The organism is Pantoea sp. CCBC3-3-1, assembly GCF_007981265.1.
Classification (GTDB): Bacteria; Pseudomonadota; Gammaproteobacteria; order Enterobacterales; family Enterobacteriaceae; genus Erwinia.
Genome location: NZ_CP034363.1, coordinates 3,202,594 through 3,220,556 on the forward strand (window position 1 = coordinate 3,202,594; position 17,963 = coordinate 3,220,556).

The following is a 17,963-nucleotide window of genomic DNA, read 5'->3' on the forward strand; positions in this document are numbered from 1 at the left end:
CATGTAATCAAACGGGGTTGTGTTAGCATGCCTTAAGTAACCCGAAACAGGCTGGCAAACCTGGCTGGTGCCGCGCTGGATTTGTGAATGACGACTGACACTATTTTTTCCGCTAAGCAAAACTGGACGAAGGCGATAACGCTTTGCGCGCTCGCTTTTATTCTGACTTTATTTTGTCTTGAACTGATCAAGGTGAGTAACCAGATCGCGTCGCTGTGGCTTTCTACGGCGCTGATGACCGTGCTTGTCTTCCGGCAACCTCCCCGATCGTTGCCGCTGCTGTTGGGCGCCTGCCTGACAGGTATCGTTGCCGCCAACGCGTTCATAATCGGCCCTCATTTGATGGTGGTGGCTTTTCCCCTGGTCAACCTGATTCAGGCGCTGCTCGGCGGCGCGCTTCTTCGTGCGCTGCTGGATACCAAAGCACCGCTCGACTCCCTGCTCAGCTGGAGCAAAGTCGTCGTGGCGACGGGCATCTTTACCCCGCTGGTTGGCGCACTGCTTGCCTGCTGGGCGCTTAACCTGACCGGCACGGCCAGCCTGCATTTTTTCGTTACCTGGGCCATCTCTGAAACCATTGGCATGCTGGCGCTTGGCCCGATTGCGCTGCTCTGGCAGCACGAAGAACTGCGTAAATCGCTGAGTCAGAACGTGCTGTTTGAAACGCTGCTGACGCTGGTGGTGACGCTGCTGCTGAACTATTTTGCCCTGCGTTATTTGCCCTGGTCCTTCACCTTCGTGATGGTCGTGCTGTTTTACAGCGCCGTACGCCTGCCGCGTTTTTCCGCCTTTATTATCTTTTTTGCCACGCTGTCGATGATGACGCTGCTGCTGGCGCTTAATCAGCTGGTCAGGTATGCCGACGGCCTCGCTATTGTTAACAGCGCGCCGTGGTTGCCATTTTTACTGGCTATTATTCCCAGCCATATGATGGTGCTGGTGATGCACTCTTTCCGCGAAGAGAAAAAACATATTACCGAGAGCGAAACCCGCTTTCGACACGCCATGGAGTTTTCGGTGATTGGCATGGCGCTGGTGTCGCCAGAAGGCCGCTGGCTGCAGGTAAATGAATCGCTCTGCCGCATACTGGGTTATCGAAAAGATGAGCTGGTCGGCATGAATTTTCAGCAGTTCACACATCCGGACGATGTGGCAACCGATTTGAAACAGGGCCGCACGCTGCTTACCGGCGAAAGAGAAAATTACAGTCTGGAAAAACGCTATTTTCGTAAGGATGGCGAGATCGTCTGGGTGCTGCTGGCGGTATCACTGGTTCGTGACAGCGAACAGCAACCGCTCTACTTTATTTCACAAATGGAAGATATCTCCGATCTGAAACAGACGGAAGAGGTCAACCGCAGCCTGATGCAGCGCATCACCCTGGCAAATAAAGCTGGCGGCATCGGCGTTTGGGACTGGAACCTGAAAACCGGCAAGATGAGCTGGGATAGCCGCATGTTTCAGATTTACGGCCTGGAGGAAAGTGGCCAGGCAACGTATCTGACGTGGGTAAACAGCCTGCTTCCTGTCGATCGCCAGGCGGCGATTGACGCTTTCGACGAGGCGATCAGAAACTCTTCCCCGGTCGATCTGGTTTTTCGCATCCAGACCGATGAAGGCATTCGCTTTATCCGCAGCCAGTCCACGCTGGTGCTGAATGATAACGGTGAAGTGGCGAGAATGCTGGGTATTAATCAGGATGTCACCGCCATGCGCCAGCTGACCGACGCGCTGCATGAAGAGAAAGAGCGCATGCATATTACGCTGGATGCCATCGGCGAAGCGGTTATCAGTACCGATGAAGAGATGCGCGTGACCTTTATGAATCCAGTCGCGGAAAGCATGAGCGGCTGGAGTCAGGAGCAGGCAGCCGGTAAAGCAATCAGCGATATTCTGCATATCACCCGGGGCAGTGACGGGCCTGAGATGGAAAACCTGTTGCTGTGTGAGCTGCCACCGGAAAAATCAGAGCCGGATTTGGATCAGGAGCTGGTGTTGCATAACCGCTCTGGCGAACAGTTTGATATTCATTACAGCATTACCGCGCTAAAAACCGTCGAGGGTGAAAATATTGGCAGCGTTATGGTTATCCAGGACGTTAGCGACTCCCGCGAAATGATGCGCAGACTGAGCTACAGCGCCTCGCACGATATGCTGACCGGGTTGCCTAACCGCGTCAGTTTTGAACAAAAGCTTAAGCGACTGCTGCATTCAGCCAGTAAAGCAAAGTGCCAGCATGTACTGATTTTCCTCGATCTCGATCGTTTTAAAGCGGTAAATGACAGCGCAGGCCACGCCGCGGGTGATGCGCTGTTACGCGAGATTGCCAGCGAGATGAAGCTGTACCTGCGCAGCGGAGATTTCCTGGCGCGTCTCGGCGGCGATGAGTTTGGCGTCCTGCTGCCCGATTGTTCAGCAGAACAGGCCTGCGACATCGCGGATCGCATTGTAAAAGCCGTGAACGACTATCGTTTCTGCTGGGAAGGCGGTCTGCATCATATTGGCGCCTGCGCCGGTCTGACGTTGTTAAACAACGATAACCACCACTTCAGCGATGTGATGGCTCAGGCCGATCTGGCCTGCTACCACGCCAAGCGCAACGGACGCGGTCAATATGCACGGTACGAACCCCATCTGATTGACAGTCTGAAACCGGTACTGTCACTTCAGGAGAATGAGCTGCTCTCAAGGCAGCCGCTGCGGCTGTTAGACCGGACGGGGAAATGAACAGCGGTTAAGGCCGCTGCGAATGTCAGACCGTACAAGCCCTCCTGGCCGCGCAAAACGGCAGCAGCGATAACAACTTTACGACGAAAAACGATTGTGGTTCTTGCTCTCCCTTCAGGCCTGGGCTAAAGTCGCCCCCTTTTTTTATTGCTACTGGAGGGTCGAATGTTTATCGGCTTTGATTACGGTACGGCAAACTGCTCGGTCGCCGTTATGAATGAGGGCATGCCTGCCCTGTTGCCGCTGGAAAATGGTTCCAGATTACTCCCCTCTATGCTGTGCGCGCCAACCCGCGATGCGGTCAGCGAATGGCTGTTCCGCCACCATCAGGTGCCAACGCCGGCCGCCGAAAACCAGGCGATTTTACGACGCGCGCTGGCACTGAACCGGGAAGAGGACGTTGAAGTCATGCCCGGCAGCGTCCAGTTCGGTCTCGCCTCGCTGGCGCAGTATATGGCCGATCCGGAAGATGTCTGGTTCGTTAAATCGCCAAAATCCTTCCTCGGTGCAAACGGCTTGAAACCACAGCAGGTGGCTTTCTTTGAAGATCTGGTCTGCGCCATGATGCTGCATATTCGCCAGACGGCTGAACAGCAGCTGAATGACAGCATCACTCAGGCGGTGATTGGTCGTCCCGTTAACTTCCAGGGTCTGGGCGGTGAAGAAGCGAACCGTCAGGCGCAGGGAATTCTGGCGCGTGCGGCGAGCCGTGCCGGGTTTAAAGATGTTGAATTCCAGTTTGAACCGGTTGCGGCTGGACTGGAATTTGAAGCCACGCTGAAGACGGAAACCCGCGTGTTGATCGTGGATATCGGCGGCGGCACCACCGACTGCTCAATGTTGCTGATGGGGCCGCAATGGCATGATAAAGCCGACCGTAACGGCAGCCTGCTGGGCCACAGCGGCTGTCGCGTGGGCGGAAACGATCTGGATATTATGCTGGCCTTCAAGGAGCTGATGCCGCTGCTGGGCGCGGGCGGCTCCACCACGAAAGGTATCGGCCTGCCTGCTCTGCCATGGTGGAATGCAGTGGCGATCAACGATGTTCCGGCGCAAAGCGATTTCTACGCCACCGCCAGCCGTAAGCTGTTGCAGGATCTGATCCGCGATGCGCAGGAGCCGGAAAAAGTGAAGCGACTGCTGAAAGTCTGGCAGCAGCGTCTGGGCTACCGGCTGGTTCGCGCCGCCGAAGAGAGCAAAATTGCGCTGTCTGACCAGCTCCAGACCACATCAGAGCTGGCGTTTATTGAATCGTCTCTGGAAACTGAGATTAGCGTTGAGGCGCTGAAAGCGGCTATCGCGCAGCCGCTGGAGCGTATTCAGGAGCAGGTGAAGCTGGCGCTCGACGAGAGCGGCACGCGCCCGGACATTATCTATCTGACGGGTGGCAGCGCCCGCTCGCCGGTACTGCGTCAGGCGCTACAGCAGCAGCTGCCTGATATTCCGCTGACCAGCGGCGATGACTTCGGTTCCGTCACCGCCGGTCTGGCCCGTTGGGCGCAGGTAATGTTCCGCTAATCTCAGTAGCGGCTGGCTTCACTGAGTTTACGCTGGTCGTCGTCGCTGAGTTTCAGCGCGGCGGCTTTGCTCAGCTCTTCAAGCTGCACCAGCGAGGTGACGCTGACAATCGGTGCCGTAATACTGGGGCGGGCAATCTGCCATGCCAGTGCAACCTGCGTTGGCGTGGCATGGTTGGCTTCGGCTACCTGATCAAGCGCTTGCAGAATGCGCAGACCGCGATCGTTAAGATACTTCCCGACCACGCCCTCCCCTCGCTGACTTTTCTTCGCATCTTCCGGCTGACGATATTTACCGCTCAAAAAGCCGCTGGCCAGAGAGTAGTAGTTAATGACGCCTAATTCGTTTTCCTGCGCCACTTTTTCCAACCCGCTCTCGTAGTCTTTACGATCGTACAGGTTGTATTCAGGCTGCAAGGTTTCGTAACGAGCCAGGCCGTGATCGGCACTCACCTTCAGCGCCTCCGCCAGTCGTTCCGCCGAGTAGTTAGACGCGCCAATGGCACGCACCTTGCCTTCTTTAATTAGCGCGTCAAAGGTCGCCAGCGTTTCCTGCAATGGCGTATCGCTGTCGTCGCGGTGCGCCTGGTAAAGATCGATATAATCAGTTTGCAGACGGCGCAGCGAATCTTCCACCGACTGGCGGATATAAGCGGGTGCCAGTCCGGTTTTATTTGGGCCCATCTCCATGCCAACCTTGGTTGCCAGCACGATTTTGTCGCGTTTGCCGCTCTGCTTCAGCCAGTTACCGATAATTGTTTCCGATTCGCCGCCCTGGTTGCCCGGCGCCCAGCGAGAGTAGACATCAGCGGTATCGATAAAATTGAGGCCTTTTTCCACCAGCGCATCCAACAGCGAAAAAGAGGTAGGTTGATCGATGGTCCAGCCAAAGACGTTGCCGCCAAACGTGAGCGTCGGTACCTGAATACCGCTACGGCCCAGCGAACGATGTTCTGTATGACTCATGATTTTTCTCCTGTGAATGAAGCGTTTCGGGCGTGATTATTAGGGTAGCAAACATTCGCTGTCGCGCTTCGTTGATTTATGGCAAAAGAATTTCAGGTTATGAATACTTACACCAACTGAACGGTTATCCTTATTTCCTTCACTTTTGAAGTCATTAAACCCGCTAAAATAACCTTATTGAGGGCTTTTTTTGCCCCCGGACTTCTCGTTTTGCTAATGGAGAGCTGAACACAACATGAATAACCGGCACCGTTTCCGAAAAATCTGGCTGATGTCGATCGCCGCCGCGCTGGTTGTGGGTGGCATTTACTGGTGGCACAGCCATTCTGCTGCTCCACAGAAAACAACAGGCGCACGCCATTCCAAATCGGAAGGTGGGCGGCGCGGCGGCAGTGAGGCACTGGCTCCGGTACAGGTTTCTGAAGCCGTTAGTCAGAGCGTGCCGCAATATCTTTCGGGCCTGGGAACGGTGACCGCCGCGAAAACCGTGACGGTACGCAGCCGGGTCGACGGCGATCTTATCGCCATCCACTTTACCGAAGGCCAGCAGGTTGCAGCCGGGCAGCTGCTGGCGGAGATCGATCCGCGACCTTATCAGGTCGCACTGACTCAGGCGCAAGGCCAGCTGGCAAAAGATCAGGCTACGCTCGCCAACGCCCGCCGCGATCTGGCTCGTTTTGAAAAGCTGGTGAAAACCAATCTGGTCTCACAGCAGGAACTGGATACGCAGCGTTCGCTGGTTAGCGAAACGTTGGGAACGATTAAAGCGGACGAAGGCGGCGTTGCCAGCGCCCAGCTAAATCTGACCTGGAGCCGAATCGTCGCACCGGTTTCAGGACGAGTCGGGCTGAGACTGGTCGACGAAGGAAACTATATCAGCAGCGGTGATACCACCGGGATTGTGGTAATCACGCAGACTCATCCGGTCGATTTGGTGTTCAACCTGCCGGAAAACGATATCGGCACTTTGTTGACAGCGCAGAAATCGGGCCAGCCAGTGCCGGTAGAAGCCTGGGATCGCAGTAATAAAACGTTGCTGACCACCGGCGCGCTGCTGAGTATGGATAACCAGATCGATACCACCACCGGCACCATTAAGCTGAAAGCCCGCTTCAACAATAGCGACGACAGACTGTTTCCCAACCAGTTCGTCAATACGCGGCTAAAAGTGAATACGCTCCAGGACGCGATTGTCATCCCTGCCGCGGCGCTGCAAATGGGCAACGAGGGGCATTTCGTGTGGGTGGTCAATGCTGACAACAAAGTCAGTAAGAAACTGATAGAGACCGGCTTGCAGGACAGCGAAAAAGTGGTCATCAGCGCCGGTCTGAACGCGGGAGAAAAAGTGGTGACGGACGGTATTGACCGCCTGACCGAAGGCGCCAAAGTGGAAATTGTCGCGCCGCAATCCACCCCGCTGCCTGCTAAAAGCGCCCAGCCCGCCAAAGGAGCACGCCAGTAATGCAGGTGATGCCGCCCAATTCGACCGGCGGGCCATCCCGCCTGTTTATTCTTCGCCCGGTGGCCACGACGCTGCTGATGGTTGCGATTATGCTTGCCGGAATTATTGGCTATCGCGCCCTGCCCGTTTCTGCCTTGCCGGAAGTGGACTACCCGACAATCCAGGTTGTCACGCTTTATCCGGGAGCCAGCCCGGACGTAATGACGTCGGCCGTAACTGCCCCGCTTGAGCGCCAGTTCGGCCAGATGTCCGGCCTGAAACAGATGTCTTCGCAAAGTTCCGGCGGGGCGTCAGTCGTCACGTTGCAATTCCAGCTTACGCTGCCGCTTGATGTCGCCGAGCAGGAAGTGCAGGCCGCCATCAATGCCGCAACCAACCTGCTGCCTTCCGACCTGCCTAATCCACCGGTTTACAGCAAGGTCAATCCAGCCGATCCGCCGGTTATGACGCTCGCCGTCACCACCACCAGCATGCCGATGACGCAGGTGCAGGATATGGTGGAAACGCGCGTGGCGCAGAAAATCTCACAGGTATCAGGCGTCGGCCTGGTCACCCTCTCAGGCGGCCAGCGGCCAGCCGTGCGGGTAAAACTGAATGCACAGGCGCTGGCTGCGCTTGGACTAAACAGCGAAACGGTGCGTACCGCCATCAGCAACGCCAACGTCAATTCGGCGAAAGGCAGCATGGATGGCCCGGAGCGTTCCATTACGCTTTCCGCCAACGATCAGATGAAGTCCGCCGAAGACTACCGTCAGCTTATCGTCAGTTGGCAGAACGGTGCGCCGGTGCGCCTGCGCGACGTGGCAACCGTAGAGCAAGGTGCGGAGAACAGCTGGCTGGGCGCGTGGGCAAACCGCCAGCCCGCGATCGTGCTGAATATCCAGCGCCAGCCGGGTGCGAACATTATCACTACCGCCGACAGCATTCGACAGATGCTGCCCGAACTGAAGGCTTCACTGCCAAAATCGGTTGAGGTGCAGGTGCTTACCGATCGCACCACCAACATCCGTGCCTCGGTAGCGGACGTTCAGTTTGAACTGATGCTGGCGCTGGCGCTGGTGGTGATGATTATTTATCTGTTTCTGCGTAACGTGCCGGCCACCATTATCCCCGCCGTTGCGGTGCCGCTGTCGCTGGTTGGCACCTTTGCGGTGATCTGGTTCCTGGGCTTTTCAATCAATAACCTGACGCTGATGGCACTGACCATCGCCACCGGTTTTGTGGTGGACGATGCGATCGTGGTAATCGAAAACATCTCCCGCTATATCGAAAAAGGCGAGAAGCCGCTGGCCGCCGCGTTGAAAGGCGCAGGTGAAATCGGTTTTACCATTATTTCTCTTACCTTCTCGCTGATCGCCGTGCTGATCCCGCTGCTGTTTATGGGCGATATCGTCGGCCGTTTATTCCGTGAGTTTGCCGTTACGCTGGCGGTTTCCATTCTGATCTCGGCGGTGGTCTCGCTGACGCTGACGCCAATGATGTGCGCAAAAATGCTTAATGCGGAATCGCTGCGTAAGCAAAACCGCTTTTCACGCGCCAGCGAAGCGATGTTCGATCGCGTGATTGCCAGCTATGGCCGCCTGCTGAAGCGGGTGCTCAATCATCCGTGGCTGACGCTGGGCGTGGCGCTGACCACGCTGGCCGTCACCGTTTTGCTGTGGATCGTCATCCCTAAAGGGTTTTTCCCGCAGCAGGATAACGGCATCATTCAGGGAACGATTCAGGCATCGCAGTCGATCTCCTATGCGAAAATGGCGCAGCGCCAGCAGGAAGTGGCCTCGATTATGATGAAAGATCCGGCGGTGCAAAGCCTGACCTCGTTTGTCGGCGTGGACGGCACCAATTCGGCGCTGAACAGCGGCCGCTTACAGATCAATCTCAAGCCGTTAGACCAGCGCGCCGATCGCATCCCGGTGGTTATCGATCGGCTGCAAGCCGCCATCTCGACGCTGCCCGGCATCAGCCTTTATCTGCAACCGGTGCAGGATCTGACGATTGATACGCAGGTCAGCCGCACGCAGTATCAGTTTACGCTGCAAACCGGCTCGCTGGACTCCCTCAGCCTGTGGGTGCCGAAACTGCTGGATAAACTGGCGACGATGCCGCAGCTACAGGACATCAGCAGCGACTGGCAGGATCGTGGTCTGGAAGCTTACATCAACGTTGACCGTGATAATGCCAGCCGCCTCGGCATCAGCATGGCCGACGTTGATAACGCGCTGTACAACGCTTTTGGCCAGCGGCTGATCTCTACAATTTATACCCAGGCAAGTCAGTATCGCGTAGTGCTGGAGAACGATACGTCGGCTACGCCAGGCCTGTCCGCGCTTGACGGCATCCGCCTGACCAGCAGCGACGGCGGCGTGGTGCCGCTCAGCACTATTGCTAAAGTCGAACAGCGTCACGGCGCACTGAGTATCAATCATCTGGATCAGTTCCCTTCCACCACTTTCTCGTTCAACGTCAGCGATGGCTATTCGCTGGAGCAGGCGGTGAATGCTATTACCGCTGCCGAACAGGATCTGGCAATGCCGTCGGAGATCATGACGAAGTTTCAGGGCAGCACGCTGGCGTTTCAGGCTGCCCTGTCGGGAACCGTCTGGCTGATCGTGGCCGCCATTGTGGCGATGTACATCGTTCTTGGCGTGCTCTATGAAAGCTTTATCCATCCCATCACCATCCTTTCCACCTTGCCGACGGCAGGGGTTGGCGCCCTGCTCGCATTGATGATCAGCGGTAACGAACTGGATGTGATTGCGATTATCGGCATCATTCTGCTGATCGGTATCGTGAAGAAAAACGCCATCATGATGATCGACTTCGCGCTGGCCGCCGAACGCGAGCAGGGCATGGCACCGTATGAAGCCATTTATCAGGCCTGCCTGCTGCGCTTCCGTCCGATTCTGATGACCACGCTGGCCGCGCTGTTTGGCGCGCTGCCGCTGATGCTTAGCACCGGGGTGGGCGCGGAACTGCGTCGTCCGCTCGGGGTTGCCATGGTCGGTGGTTTGATTGTCAGTCAGGTACTGACGCTGTTTACCACGCCGGTGATTTATCTGCTGTTCGATCGTCTTTCCCGCGTGACGCGCCGCCGTTTTAAAGCGGAGAAGGCCTCGTGAAATTTTTCGCCCTGTTTATCCACCGACCTGTCGCCACGATTCTGCTGACAATCGCCATTGCGCTGGCGGGCATCCTGAGTTTCCGCCTGCTGCCGGTGGCGCCGCTGCCGCAGGTGGATTTTCCGGTCATAATGATCTCGGCGTCGCTGCCGGGCGCGTCGCCGGAAACGATGGCCTCGTCGGTCGCTACGCCGCTGGAGCGCTCGCTGGGGCGCATCGCTGGCGTCAGTGAAATGACCTCCACCAGCTCGCTGGGCAGCACGCGTATTATTCTGGTTTTCGATTACGATCGGGATATTAACGGCGCGGCTCGGGATGTTCAGGGCGCAATCAACGCCGCACAGAGCCTGCTGCCGACCGGGATGCCTGGTCGCCCCACTTACCGCAAAATAAATCCGTCCGATGCGCCAATTATGATCATGACGCTGACCTCGGATGCGTGGTCACAGGGTGAACTGTATGATTACGCCTCAACGCAGCTGGCGCAGAAACTGGCACAAATCGACGGCGTGGGTGATGTCACCGTCGGCGGCAGCTCGCTGCCTGCGGTACGGGTGGATCTTAACCCACAGGCGCTGTTCAACCAGGGCGTTTCGCTGGATGCGGTACGTACTGCTATCAATAATGCCAATCAGCGCCGGCCTCAGGGTGCAATCGAAGATCGCGACCAACGCTGGCAGTTGAAAACCAATGACGAGCTGAAAACGGCCGCGGAGTATCAGCCGCTGATTGTGCATTATAACGGTCGCGCGACAGTGCGGTTGCAGGATGTGGCAACGGTGACGGATTCAGTCCAGGACGTGCGTAACGCCGGGATGGCCAATGCCAAACCGGCCATTTTGCTGCTGATCCGTAAGCTGCCGGAAGCCAATATCATCGACACGGTGGATCGTATTCGTGCCGCCGTACCGGAACTGCGTGAAACCATTCCGGCCTCGATTCAAATTGATGTGGCTCAGGATCGCTCACCGACCATTCGCGCCTCGCTGGCCGAGGTTGAACAGTCGCTGGTGATTTCTATAGGGCTGGTGATCCTGGTGGTGTTCGCCTTTCTGCGCTCTGGCCGCGCCACCCTGATCCCGGCGGTGGCGGTTCCGGTTTCGCTGATTGGCACCTTTGCCGCGATGTATTTATGCGGCTTCAGCCTGAATAACCTGTCGCTAATGGCGCTGACCGTCGCCACCGGCTTTGTGGTTGATGACGCAATTGTGGTGCTGGAAAATATCTCCCGGCACGTTGAGGCTGGCGTCAAACCGCTCCAGGCGGCGCTTCAGGGCGTGCGCGAAGTCGGTTTCACCGTGCTGTCAATGAGCCTGTCGCTGATCGCCGTGTTTCTGCCGCTGCTGATGCTTGGCGGTCTGGTCGGCCGCTTCTTCAAAGAGTTCGCGGTAACGCTATCCGTTTCTATTGCCATCTCGCTGGTTATCTCACTGACCCTAACACCGATGATGTGCGCGCGATTGCTGAAGGCGCAACCCAAAGGCGCACGGCAGCACGGCGCGGGCAAAATCTTGCTGCGCATCCAGCAGGGCTATGGTCGTTCACTGAACTGGGTGCTGAACCATTCGCGCTGGACGCTGCTGGTGTTTATCGCCACCATTGGGCTGACGATGTATCTCTACGTCGCCATCCCAAAAACCTTTATGCCAGAACAGGATACGGGCCGTTTGATGGGCTTTATTCAGGCCGATCAAAGCATTTCGTTTCAGTCGATGCGCGGCAAGCTGGAAAACTTTATGAAGATTGTTCGTGACGATCCGGCGGTGGAAAGCGTTGTCGGCTTTACCGGCGGATCGCGCACCAACAGCGGCTCGATGTTTATCTCGCTGAAGCCGCTAAGTGAGCGCAGCGAAAATGCTCAGGAGGTGATCGCCCGGCTCAGAGTCAAACTGGCAAAAGAGCCGGGCGCCAATCTGTTTCTGATGGCGGTTCAGGATCTGCGCGTCGGCGGCCGCGAGTCGAACGCGGGCTATCAGTACAGCCTGCTGTCGGACAACCTTGATGATTTACGCCTCTGGGAACCGAAAATCCGTCAGGCTTTTGCTACCCTGCCGGAACTGGCGGATGTCAATTCCGACCAGCAGGACAAAGGTGCCGAGATGGCGTTAACCTACGATCGCGCCACCATGGCCCGGCTGGGTATTGACGTGTCAGATGCCAACAACTTGCTGAATAATGCCTTTGGACAGCGGCAAATTTCTACAATTTATCAGCCGCTCAATCAGTATAAAGTGGTAATGCAGGTCGATCCTCGTTATACGCAGGACATCAGCTCGCTCGATCTGATGTACGTGATTAATAAAGACGGCAAGGCGATCCCGCTCTCCTCCTTTGCCAAATGGCAGCCTGCTAATGCGCCGCTGTCGGTCAATCACGAGGGGCTGTCCGCCGCATCAACGATTTCCTTCAACCTTCCCGAAGGCGTGTCGCTTTCTCAGGCTTCGGAGGCGATTGACCGCAGCATGACCTCGCTGGGCGTGCCTTCCAGCGTACGTGGCAGCTTTGCCGGCACCGCACAGATTTTCCAGCAGACGCAGAGCAGTCAGCTGTGGCTGATCCTGGCGGCAATCGCCACGATGTATATCGTGCTGGGCATGCTGTATGAAAGCTATGTGCATCCACTGACCATTCTCTCTACCCTGCCTTCTGCGGGCGTCGGCGCGCTGCTGGCGCTGGAGCTGTTTAGCGCGCCGTTCAGCCTGATTGCGCTGATTGGTATTTTGCTGCTGATAGGCATTGTGAAAAAGAATGCGATTATGATGGTTGATTTCGCGCTGGATGCGCAGCGTAATGGCAATCTGAGCGCCCGTGAAGCGATATTTCAGGCCAGTCTGCTACGCTTTCGCCCAATTATGATGACCACGCTGGCTGCACTGTTTGGTGCGCTGCCGCTGGTGCTGACGACGGGTGACGGCGCTGAGCTTCGTCAGCCGCTGGGTATTACCATCGTCGGCGGTCTGGTGATGAGCCAGCTGCTGACGCTTTACACCACGCCGGTGGTTTATCTGTATATGGATAAGCTGCGCAGGAAAAGAAAGCCAGAGCCTGTGAGCGAGTACTAACTTTTATGTCTGACTCAGGATCGATTAACCGATGAATACGCTTCCTGCCAGCGTACGCTGGCAGCTGTGGATTGTGGCCTTTGGCTTCTTTATGCAGTCGCTGGATACCACCATCGTCAACACCGCCCTGCCCGCGATGGCGCAAAGCCTGAACCAAAATCCGCTGCATATGCATTCGGTGGTGGTGTCATATGTGCTGACCGTCGCCGTTATGCTACCGGTTAGCGGCTGGCTGGCCGATCGCTTCGGCGTGCGTAACGTATTTTTCAGCGCCATCGTGCTGTTCAGCGCCGGCTCACTGTTTTGCGCTATGTCCGCCACGCTCGATCAGCTGATTGCCTCACGCGTGCTGCAAGGCATCGGCGGGGCGATGATGGTGCCGGTCGGCAGGCTGACGGTAATGAAGCTGGTGCCGCGCGAGCAATATATGGCCGCAATGACATTCGTCACGCTGCCGGGCCAGGTTGGCCCTCTGCTTGGGCCCGCGTTGGGCGGCGTGCTGGTGCAATACGCCAGCTGGCACTGGATTTTCCTGCTTAATATACCGGTCGGGCTGGTGGGTGCCATTGCCACTATGATGCTGATGCCGGACTTCCGATTGCCGCCGGGGCGCTTTGATCTTAAAGGTTTTCTGCTGCTGGCTGTCGGCATGGCCACGCTGACGCTGGCGTTGGATGGCTCTCACGGCTCCGGCTTTTCGCCGCTCCTGCTCGGCCTGTTCATTCTTGCAGGCATTTTTTCGCTGCTGTTTTATCTGCTCTACGCCCGCGATAACGATCGGGCACTGTTCAGCCTCAAACTGTTCGATAACCGCATCTATTCCGTTGGTCTGCTGGGCAGCCTGACCGGGCGCATTGGCAGCGGCATGCTGCCGTTTATGACCCCGCTTTTTTTACAGGTCGGAATGGGGTATACCCCTTTTCACGCCGGGCTGATGATGATCCCAATGGTGCTGGGCAATATGGGCATGAAGCGGATTGTGGTGCAAATCGTCAACCGATTCGGCTACCGCAACGTGCTGACGGGGTCAACCGTGGGCCTGGCGCTGGTCGTGCTGCTGTTTCCTGCCGTCGCGCTGTCAGGCTGGGAAAAGCTGCTGCCGCTGGTACTGTTTCTGCAGGGAATGGTCAACGCGATCCGCTTTTCCACAATGAACACCTTAACGCTCAAAACGCTGCCGGATGAGCTAGCCAGCAGCGGCAACAGCCTGCTGTCGATGGTGATGCAGCTGTCGATGAGTATCGGCGTAACGGTGGCCGGCCTGTTGCTCGGCACCTTTGGTCAGCAGTCGCTTGCCGGAAGCGAAACCACGCAGCAAGCCTTTATTTATACTTATCTCTGTATGGCGGTGGTGATTGTTTTCCCCGCGCTGGTATTCTGGCGCGTACCGGCCGACATCAGTAAAAACGTGGTGCTACAGCGCCGGAGAAAGTCTTAATGTTTGCGAAGTTGCGTATTGGCATTACCGCCAAACTGTTTATTGCCATTTTTTCCACCTGCATGCTGGTGCTGATCACCATGCACTGGGGCGTGCGCCTCAGCTTTGAACACGGCTTTATTGATTACATCAAAAAAGGCAACGAACAGCGGCTGGGCCTGCTGAGCGACGCGCTGGCCGACCAGTATGAGCAGCACGGTAACTGGGATTTTTTACGCAATAACAACAAGCTGGTTTTCCAGATCCTGCATTCGCTGGAGCAAAATCCTGATGCGAACAATCAGCTGCCACCGCACGGCTGGCGCACGCAGTTCTGGATTATCGATCAGCAATATCACGTGATGATGGGGCCACGAGCGCCGGTACCGACAGAAGGGAGCCGCAGAAATATCACCACCAGCACCGGACATATCGTCGGCTGGGTTATTGGTTCCCCACCGGAAAGGCTGACCCGCAGCGCGGATATCAATTTCGATCAGCAGCAAAAACGCACCAGCTGGATTATCGTTGCTCTGACGATGCTGCTGGCGGCTGCCGTGACCTGGCTAATGTCGCGTGGCCTGCTCGCGCCGGTCAGGCGGCTGGTCGAAGGGACTCACCAACTCGCTGCTGGAGATTTTACCAGCCGGGTGAAAGCCGACAGCCGCGACGAGCTTGGCCGTCTGGGTCAGGATTTCAATCGTCTTGCCAGCACGCTGGAGAAAAATGAAAGCATGCGCCGCGCTTTTATGGCGGATATCTCGCACGAGCTACGTACGCCGCTGGCCATTCTGCGCGGTGAGCTGGAAGCGATTCAGGATGGCATACGCAAACTGACGCCGGAATCGATCGTCTCACTCCAGGGCGAAGTCACTACGCTCACTAAGCTGGTGGATGACGTTCATCAGCTTTCCCTTTCCGATGAAGGCGCGCTGGCCTACCGTCGCAGCCAGACCGATCTGGTGCCGCTACTGGAAGTCGTCGCCGCCAATTTCAGCGGGCGTTATCAGAGCCACGGGCTGAGGCTGGATCTTAACCTGCCGGATCAGGCGCCGCTGTTTGGCGACCCCGATCGCCTGATGCAGCTGTTCACCAACCTGATGGAAAACAGCCTGCGTTATACCGACGCAGGAGGCGCCCTGACGGTAACGGTGATGGCGCAACCGGACCAGCTAACCCTGTGGTTTGACGATACCTCTCCCGGTATTACCGACGATCAGCGCCTGCAAATTTTCGAGCGTTTTTATCGGGCAGAAACTTCCCGCAATCGTGCCAGCGGCGGCTCCGGGCTTGGCCTGGCAATTTGTCAGAACATTGTGGAAGCGCACGAGGGAACGATCAAAGCGGATCACTCCGATGCCGGAGGACTGAGAATTACGATACACTTCCCCTGTACCAGGTAATTTAAGAGCAATACTCTTTTTCGTACCGGCAGGAGCGCCATGAATCAAGAATCTCAAGACCCCCTCATTTTAGTGGTGGAAGACGAACCCAAGCTTGCCCAGCTGCTGGTGGATTACCTGCAGGCTGCCAATTATCGCACCCATCATCTGTTGCGCGGTGATGAGGTGCTGGAATGGGTAAAACAGTCGCCGCCGGATCTGATGCTGCTTGATCTGATGCTGCCGGGCGTGGACGGACTGACGCTTTGCCGCGAAATCCGTCGGTTTTCAGAACTGCCGATCGTGATGGTGACGGCGCGCACGGAAGAGATAGATCGCCTGCTCGGTCTGGAAATCGGCGCTGATGATTATATCTGCAAACCCTTTAGCCCACGCGAGGTCGTGGCACGCGTCAAAACTATTCTGAAACGCTGCCAGCGGACGCCGGAAGAAGCGCAAAAAGCGTCACTGTTGGTGGTGGATGAGAACCGTTTCCAGGCAAGCTGGGATAATTTAGCGCTGGATTTAACCCCCGCCGAGTTTCGCCTGCTAAAAACGCTGGCGCAGGAGCCGGGCAAAGTTTTCTCCCGCGAGATGCTGCTTAACCATCTGTATGACGACTATCGCGTCGTTACCGATCGCACCATCGACAGCCATATTAAAAACCTGCGCCGAAAGCTGGAAGCTCTGGACGCCGACCAGCCCTTTATCCGTGCGGTCTACGGTATGGGCTATCGCTGGGAAGCAGATGTCTGTCGTTTGATCTAGCGCAATTTACAATCCTTCCCTCACCTCTTACAATCCCCACACTTTTCGTAAGGCCGTCCCGTGACGGCCTTTATTGCAATATCTGACCTGACATCAGATCGACGAGATACCTCATGTTTAAACCGGAACTGCTTTCTCCGGCCGGTACGCTGAAAAACATGCGCTACGCCTTCGCGTATGGCGCTGATGCAGTGTACGCTGGCCAGCCTCGCTACAGCCTGCGCGTCCGCAACAACGAGTTCAACCATCAGAACCTGGCAATCGGCATTAACGAAGCGCATGCCCAGGGCAAAAAATTCTACGTGGTGGTCAATATTGCGCCGCACAATGCCAAGCTGAAAACCTTTATTCGCGATCTCCAGCCGGTAGTCGAAATGGGGCCGGACGCGCTGATCATGTCCGATCCTGGTCTGATCATGATGGTGCGTGAAGCCTTCCCGCAGATGGACGTGCATCTTTCGGTGCAGGCTAACGCGGTCAACTGGGCAACGGTAAAGTTTTGGCAGCAGATGGGGCTGACGCGCGTCATTCTTTCGCGTGAACTGTCTCTGGAAGAGATCGCCGAAATCCGCCAGCAGGTTCCCGATATTGAACTGGAAATTTTTGTCCACGGTGCCTTATGCATGGCCTACTCCGGTCGCTGCCTGCTTTCCGGTTACATTAATAAACGCGACCCAAATCAGGGAACCTGTACTAACGCCTGCCGTTGGGAATATAAGGTTGAAGAAGGCAAACAGGACGAGATTGGCAATATAGTGCATCAGTATCAGCCGATCCCGGTCAGGAACGTTGAACCGACGCTCGGCGAGGGTCAACCGACGGATAAAGTCTTTATGATTGAGGAAGCGATGCGGCCGGGCGAGTATATGACCGCCTTTGAGGATGAGCACGGCACCTACATTATGAACTCAAAAGATTTGCGGGCCGTGGCGCACGTTGAACGCCTGACGCAGATGGGCGTTCACTCGCTGAAAATCGAAGGCCGAACCAAATCCCACTATTATTGCGCGCGCACGGCGCAGGTCTATCGCCGCGCGATTGATGATGCGGCCGCAGGCAAACCCTTTGATCATTCCCTGCTGGAAACGCTGGAAGGACTGGCGCACCGTGGCTATACCGAAGGTTTCCTCCGTCGCCATACGCATGACAGCTATCAAAATTACGATCACAGCTATTCCGCCTCCGAGCGTCAGCAGTTTGTCGGCGAATTTACCGGTGAGCGGCGCGGCGCAATGGCGCTGGTGGAGGTTAAAAACAAATTCAGCACGGGCGACAGCCTGGAGCTGATGACGCCCGCAGGCAATATCAATTTTCGACTGGAAAAGATGGAAAACCGCAGGCTGGAATCGACCGATATCGCACCCGGCAACGGTCATTTTGTCTGGATCCCACTGCCCGAAGAGATCGATCTGACTTACGCGCTCCTGATGCGGAATTTTCCGGAAGACGCCAAATAAAAGTTTCCTGACGTGACTTATTTTAGAACAGGCTCACATTCCCTGTCGCCTTTTCTGGGTATGCTGTGCAGGCTTAAACGATCAAT

10 protein-coding genes are annotated in these 17,963 nt (G+C 56.4%); 9 read left to right on the top strand and 1 reads right to left on the bottom strand.

The genetic code is table 11. From position 1 onward, the window contains the following. The first annotated feature begins 87 nt into the window (after positions 1 to 87). Entirely contained in the window at positions 88 to 2,727 is a 2,640-nt protein-coding gene (locus EHV07_RS15100; protein WP_147198829.1) for a diguanylate cyclase, read from the top strand. 165 nt (positions 2,728 to 2,892) lie between these two features. Next, the gene (gene yegD, locus EHV07_RS15105) at positions 2,893 to 4,245 is read left to right on the top strand and encodes a molecular chaperone (RefSeq protein ID WP_147198830.1); all 1,353 of its coding nucleotides are present in this window, start codon (positions 2,893 to 2,895) and stop codon (positions 4,243 to 4,245) included. 2 nt (positions 4,246 to 4,247) lie between these two features. Here the strand turns inward: yegD and EHV07_RS15110 are convergent, their stop codons facing one another. After that, entirely contained in the window at positions 4,248 to 5,210 is a 963-nt protein-coding gene (locus tag EHV07_RS15110) for an aldo/keto reductase (protein ID WP_147198831.1), read from the bottom strand. Positions 5,211 to 5,445: 235 nt separating this feature from the next. Here EHV07_RS15110 and EHV07_RS15115 point away from each other — a divergent pair, with 235 nt between their 5' ends. The 7 genes from EHV07_RS15115 to yegQ all read left to right on the top strand — a co-directional run bounded on the left by EHV07_RS15115 (position 5,446) and on the right by yegQ (position 17,877). After that, on the top strand, positions 5,446 to 6,672 hold the full coding sequence (locus EHV07_RS15115; protein ID WP_147198832.1) for an MdtA/MuxA family multidrug efflux RND transporter periplasmic adaptor subunit: 1,227 nt from the start codon (positions 5,446 to 5,448) through the stop codon (positions 6,670 to 6,672). Next, positions 6,672 to 9,791 carry an MdtB/MuxB family multidrug efflux RND transporter permease subunit gene (locus tag EHV07_RS15120; RefSeq protein WP_147198833.1) on the top strand — a complete coding sequence of 1,040 codons (3,120 nt, stop codon included), beginning with the start codon at positions 6,672 to 6,674 and terminating at the stop codon, positions 9,789 to 9,791. The genes EHV07_RS15115 and EHV07_RS15120 overlap by 1 nt, the downstream gene beginning before the upstream one ends. After that, on the top strand, positions 9,788 to 12,853 hold the full coding sequence (gene mdtC / locus EHV07_RS15125; protein WP_147198834.1) for a multidrug efflux RND transporter permease subunit MdtC: 3,066 nt from the start codon (positions 9,788 to 9,790) through the stop codon (positions 12,851 to 12,853). Before EHV07_RS15120 ends, mdtC begins: the two co-directional genes overlap by 4 nt. A 31-nt stretch (positions 12,854 to 12,884) precedes the next feature. Further along, on the top strand, positions 12,885 to 14,291 hold the full coding sequence (locus EHV07_RS15130; protein ID WP_147198835.1) for an MFS transporter: 1,407 nt from the start codon (positions 12,885 to 12,887) through the stop codon (positions 14,289 to 14,291). Next, positions 14,291 to 15,673, top strand: a complete 1,383-nt coding sequence (gene baeS, locus EHV07_RS15135) for a two-component system sensor histidine kinase BaeS (RefSeq protein WP_147198836.1) — start codon at positions 14,291 to 14,293, stop codon at positions 15,671 to 15,673. The genes EHV07_RS15130 and baeS overlap by 1 nt, the downstream gene beginning before the upstream one ends. A 39-nt stretch (positions 15,674 to 15,712) precedes the next feature. Next, entirely contained in the window at positions 15,713 to 16,420 is a 708-nt protein-coding gene (baeR, locus tag EHV07_RS15140; protein ID WP_147198837.1) for a two-component system response regulator BaeR, read from the top strand. Between the two features lie 113 nt (positions 16,421 to 16,533). Beyond that, positions 16,534 to 17,877 (top strand): tRNA 5-hydroxyuridine modification protein YegQ, encoded by a 1,344-nt coding sequence (gene yegQ / locus EHV07_RS15145; protein ID WP_147198838.1) that lies wholly within the window; start codon positions 16,534 to 16,536, stop codon positions 17,875 to 17,877. Positions 17,878 to 17,963: the final 86 nt, after the last annotated feature.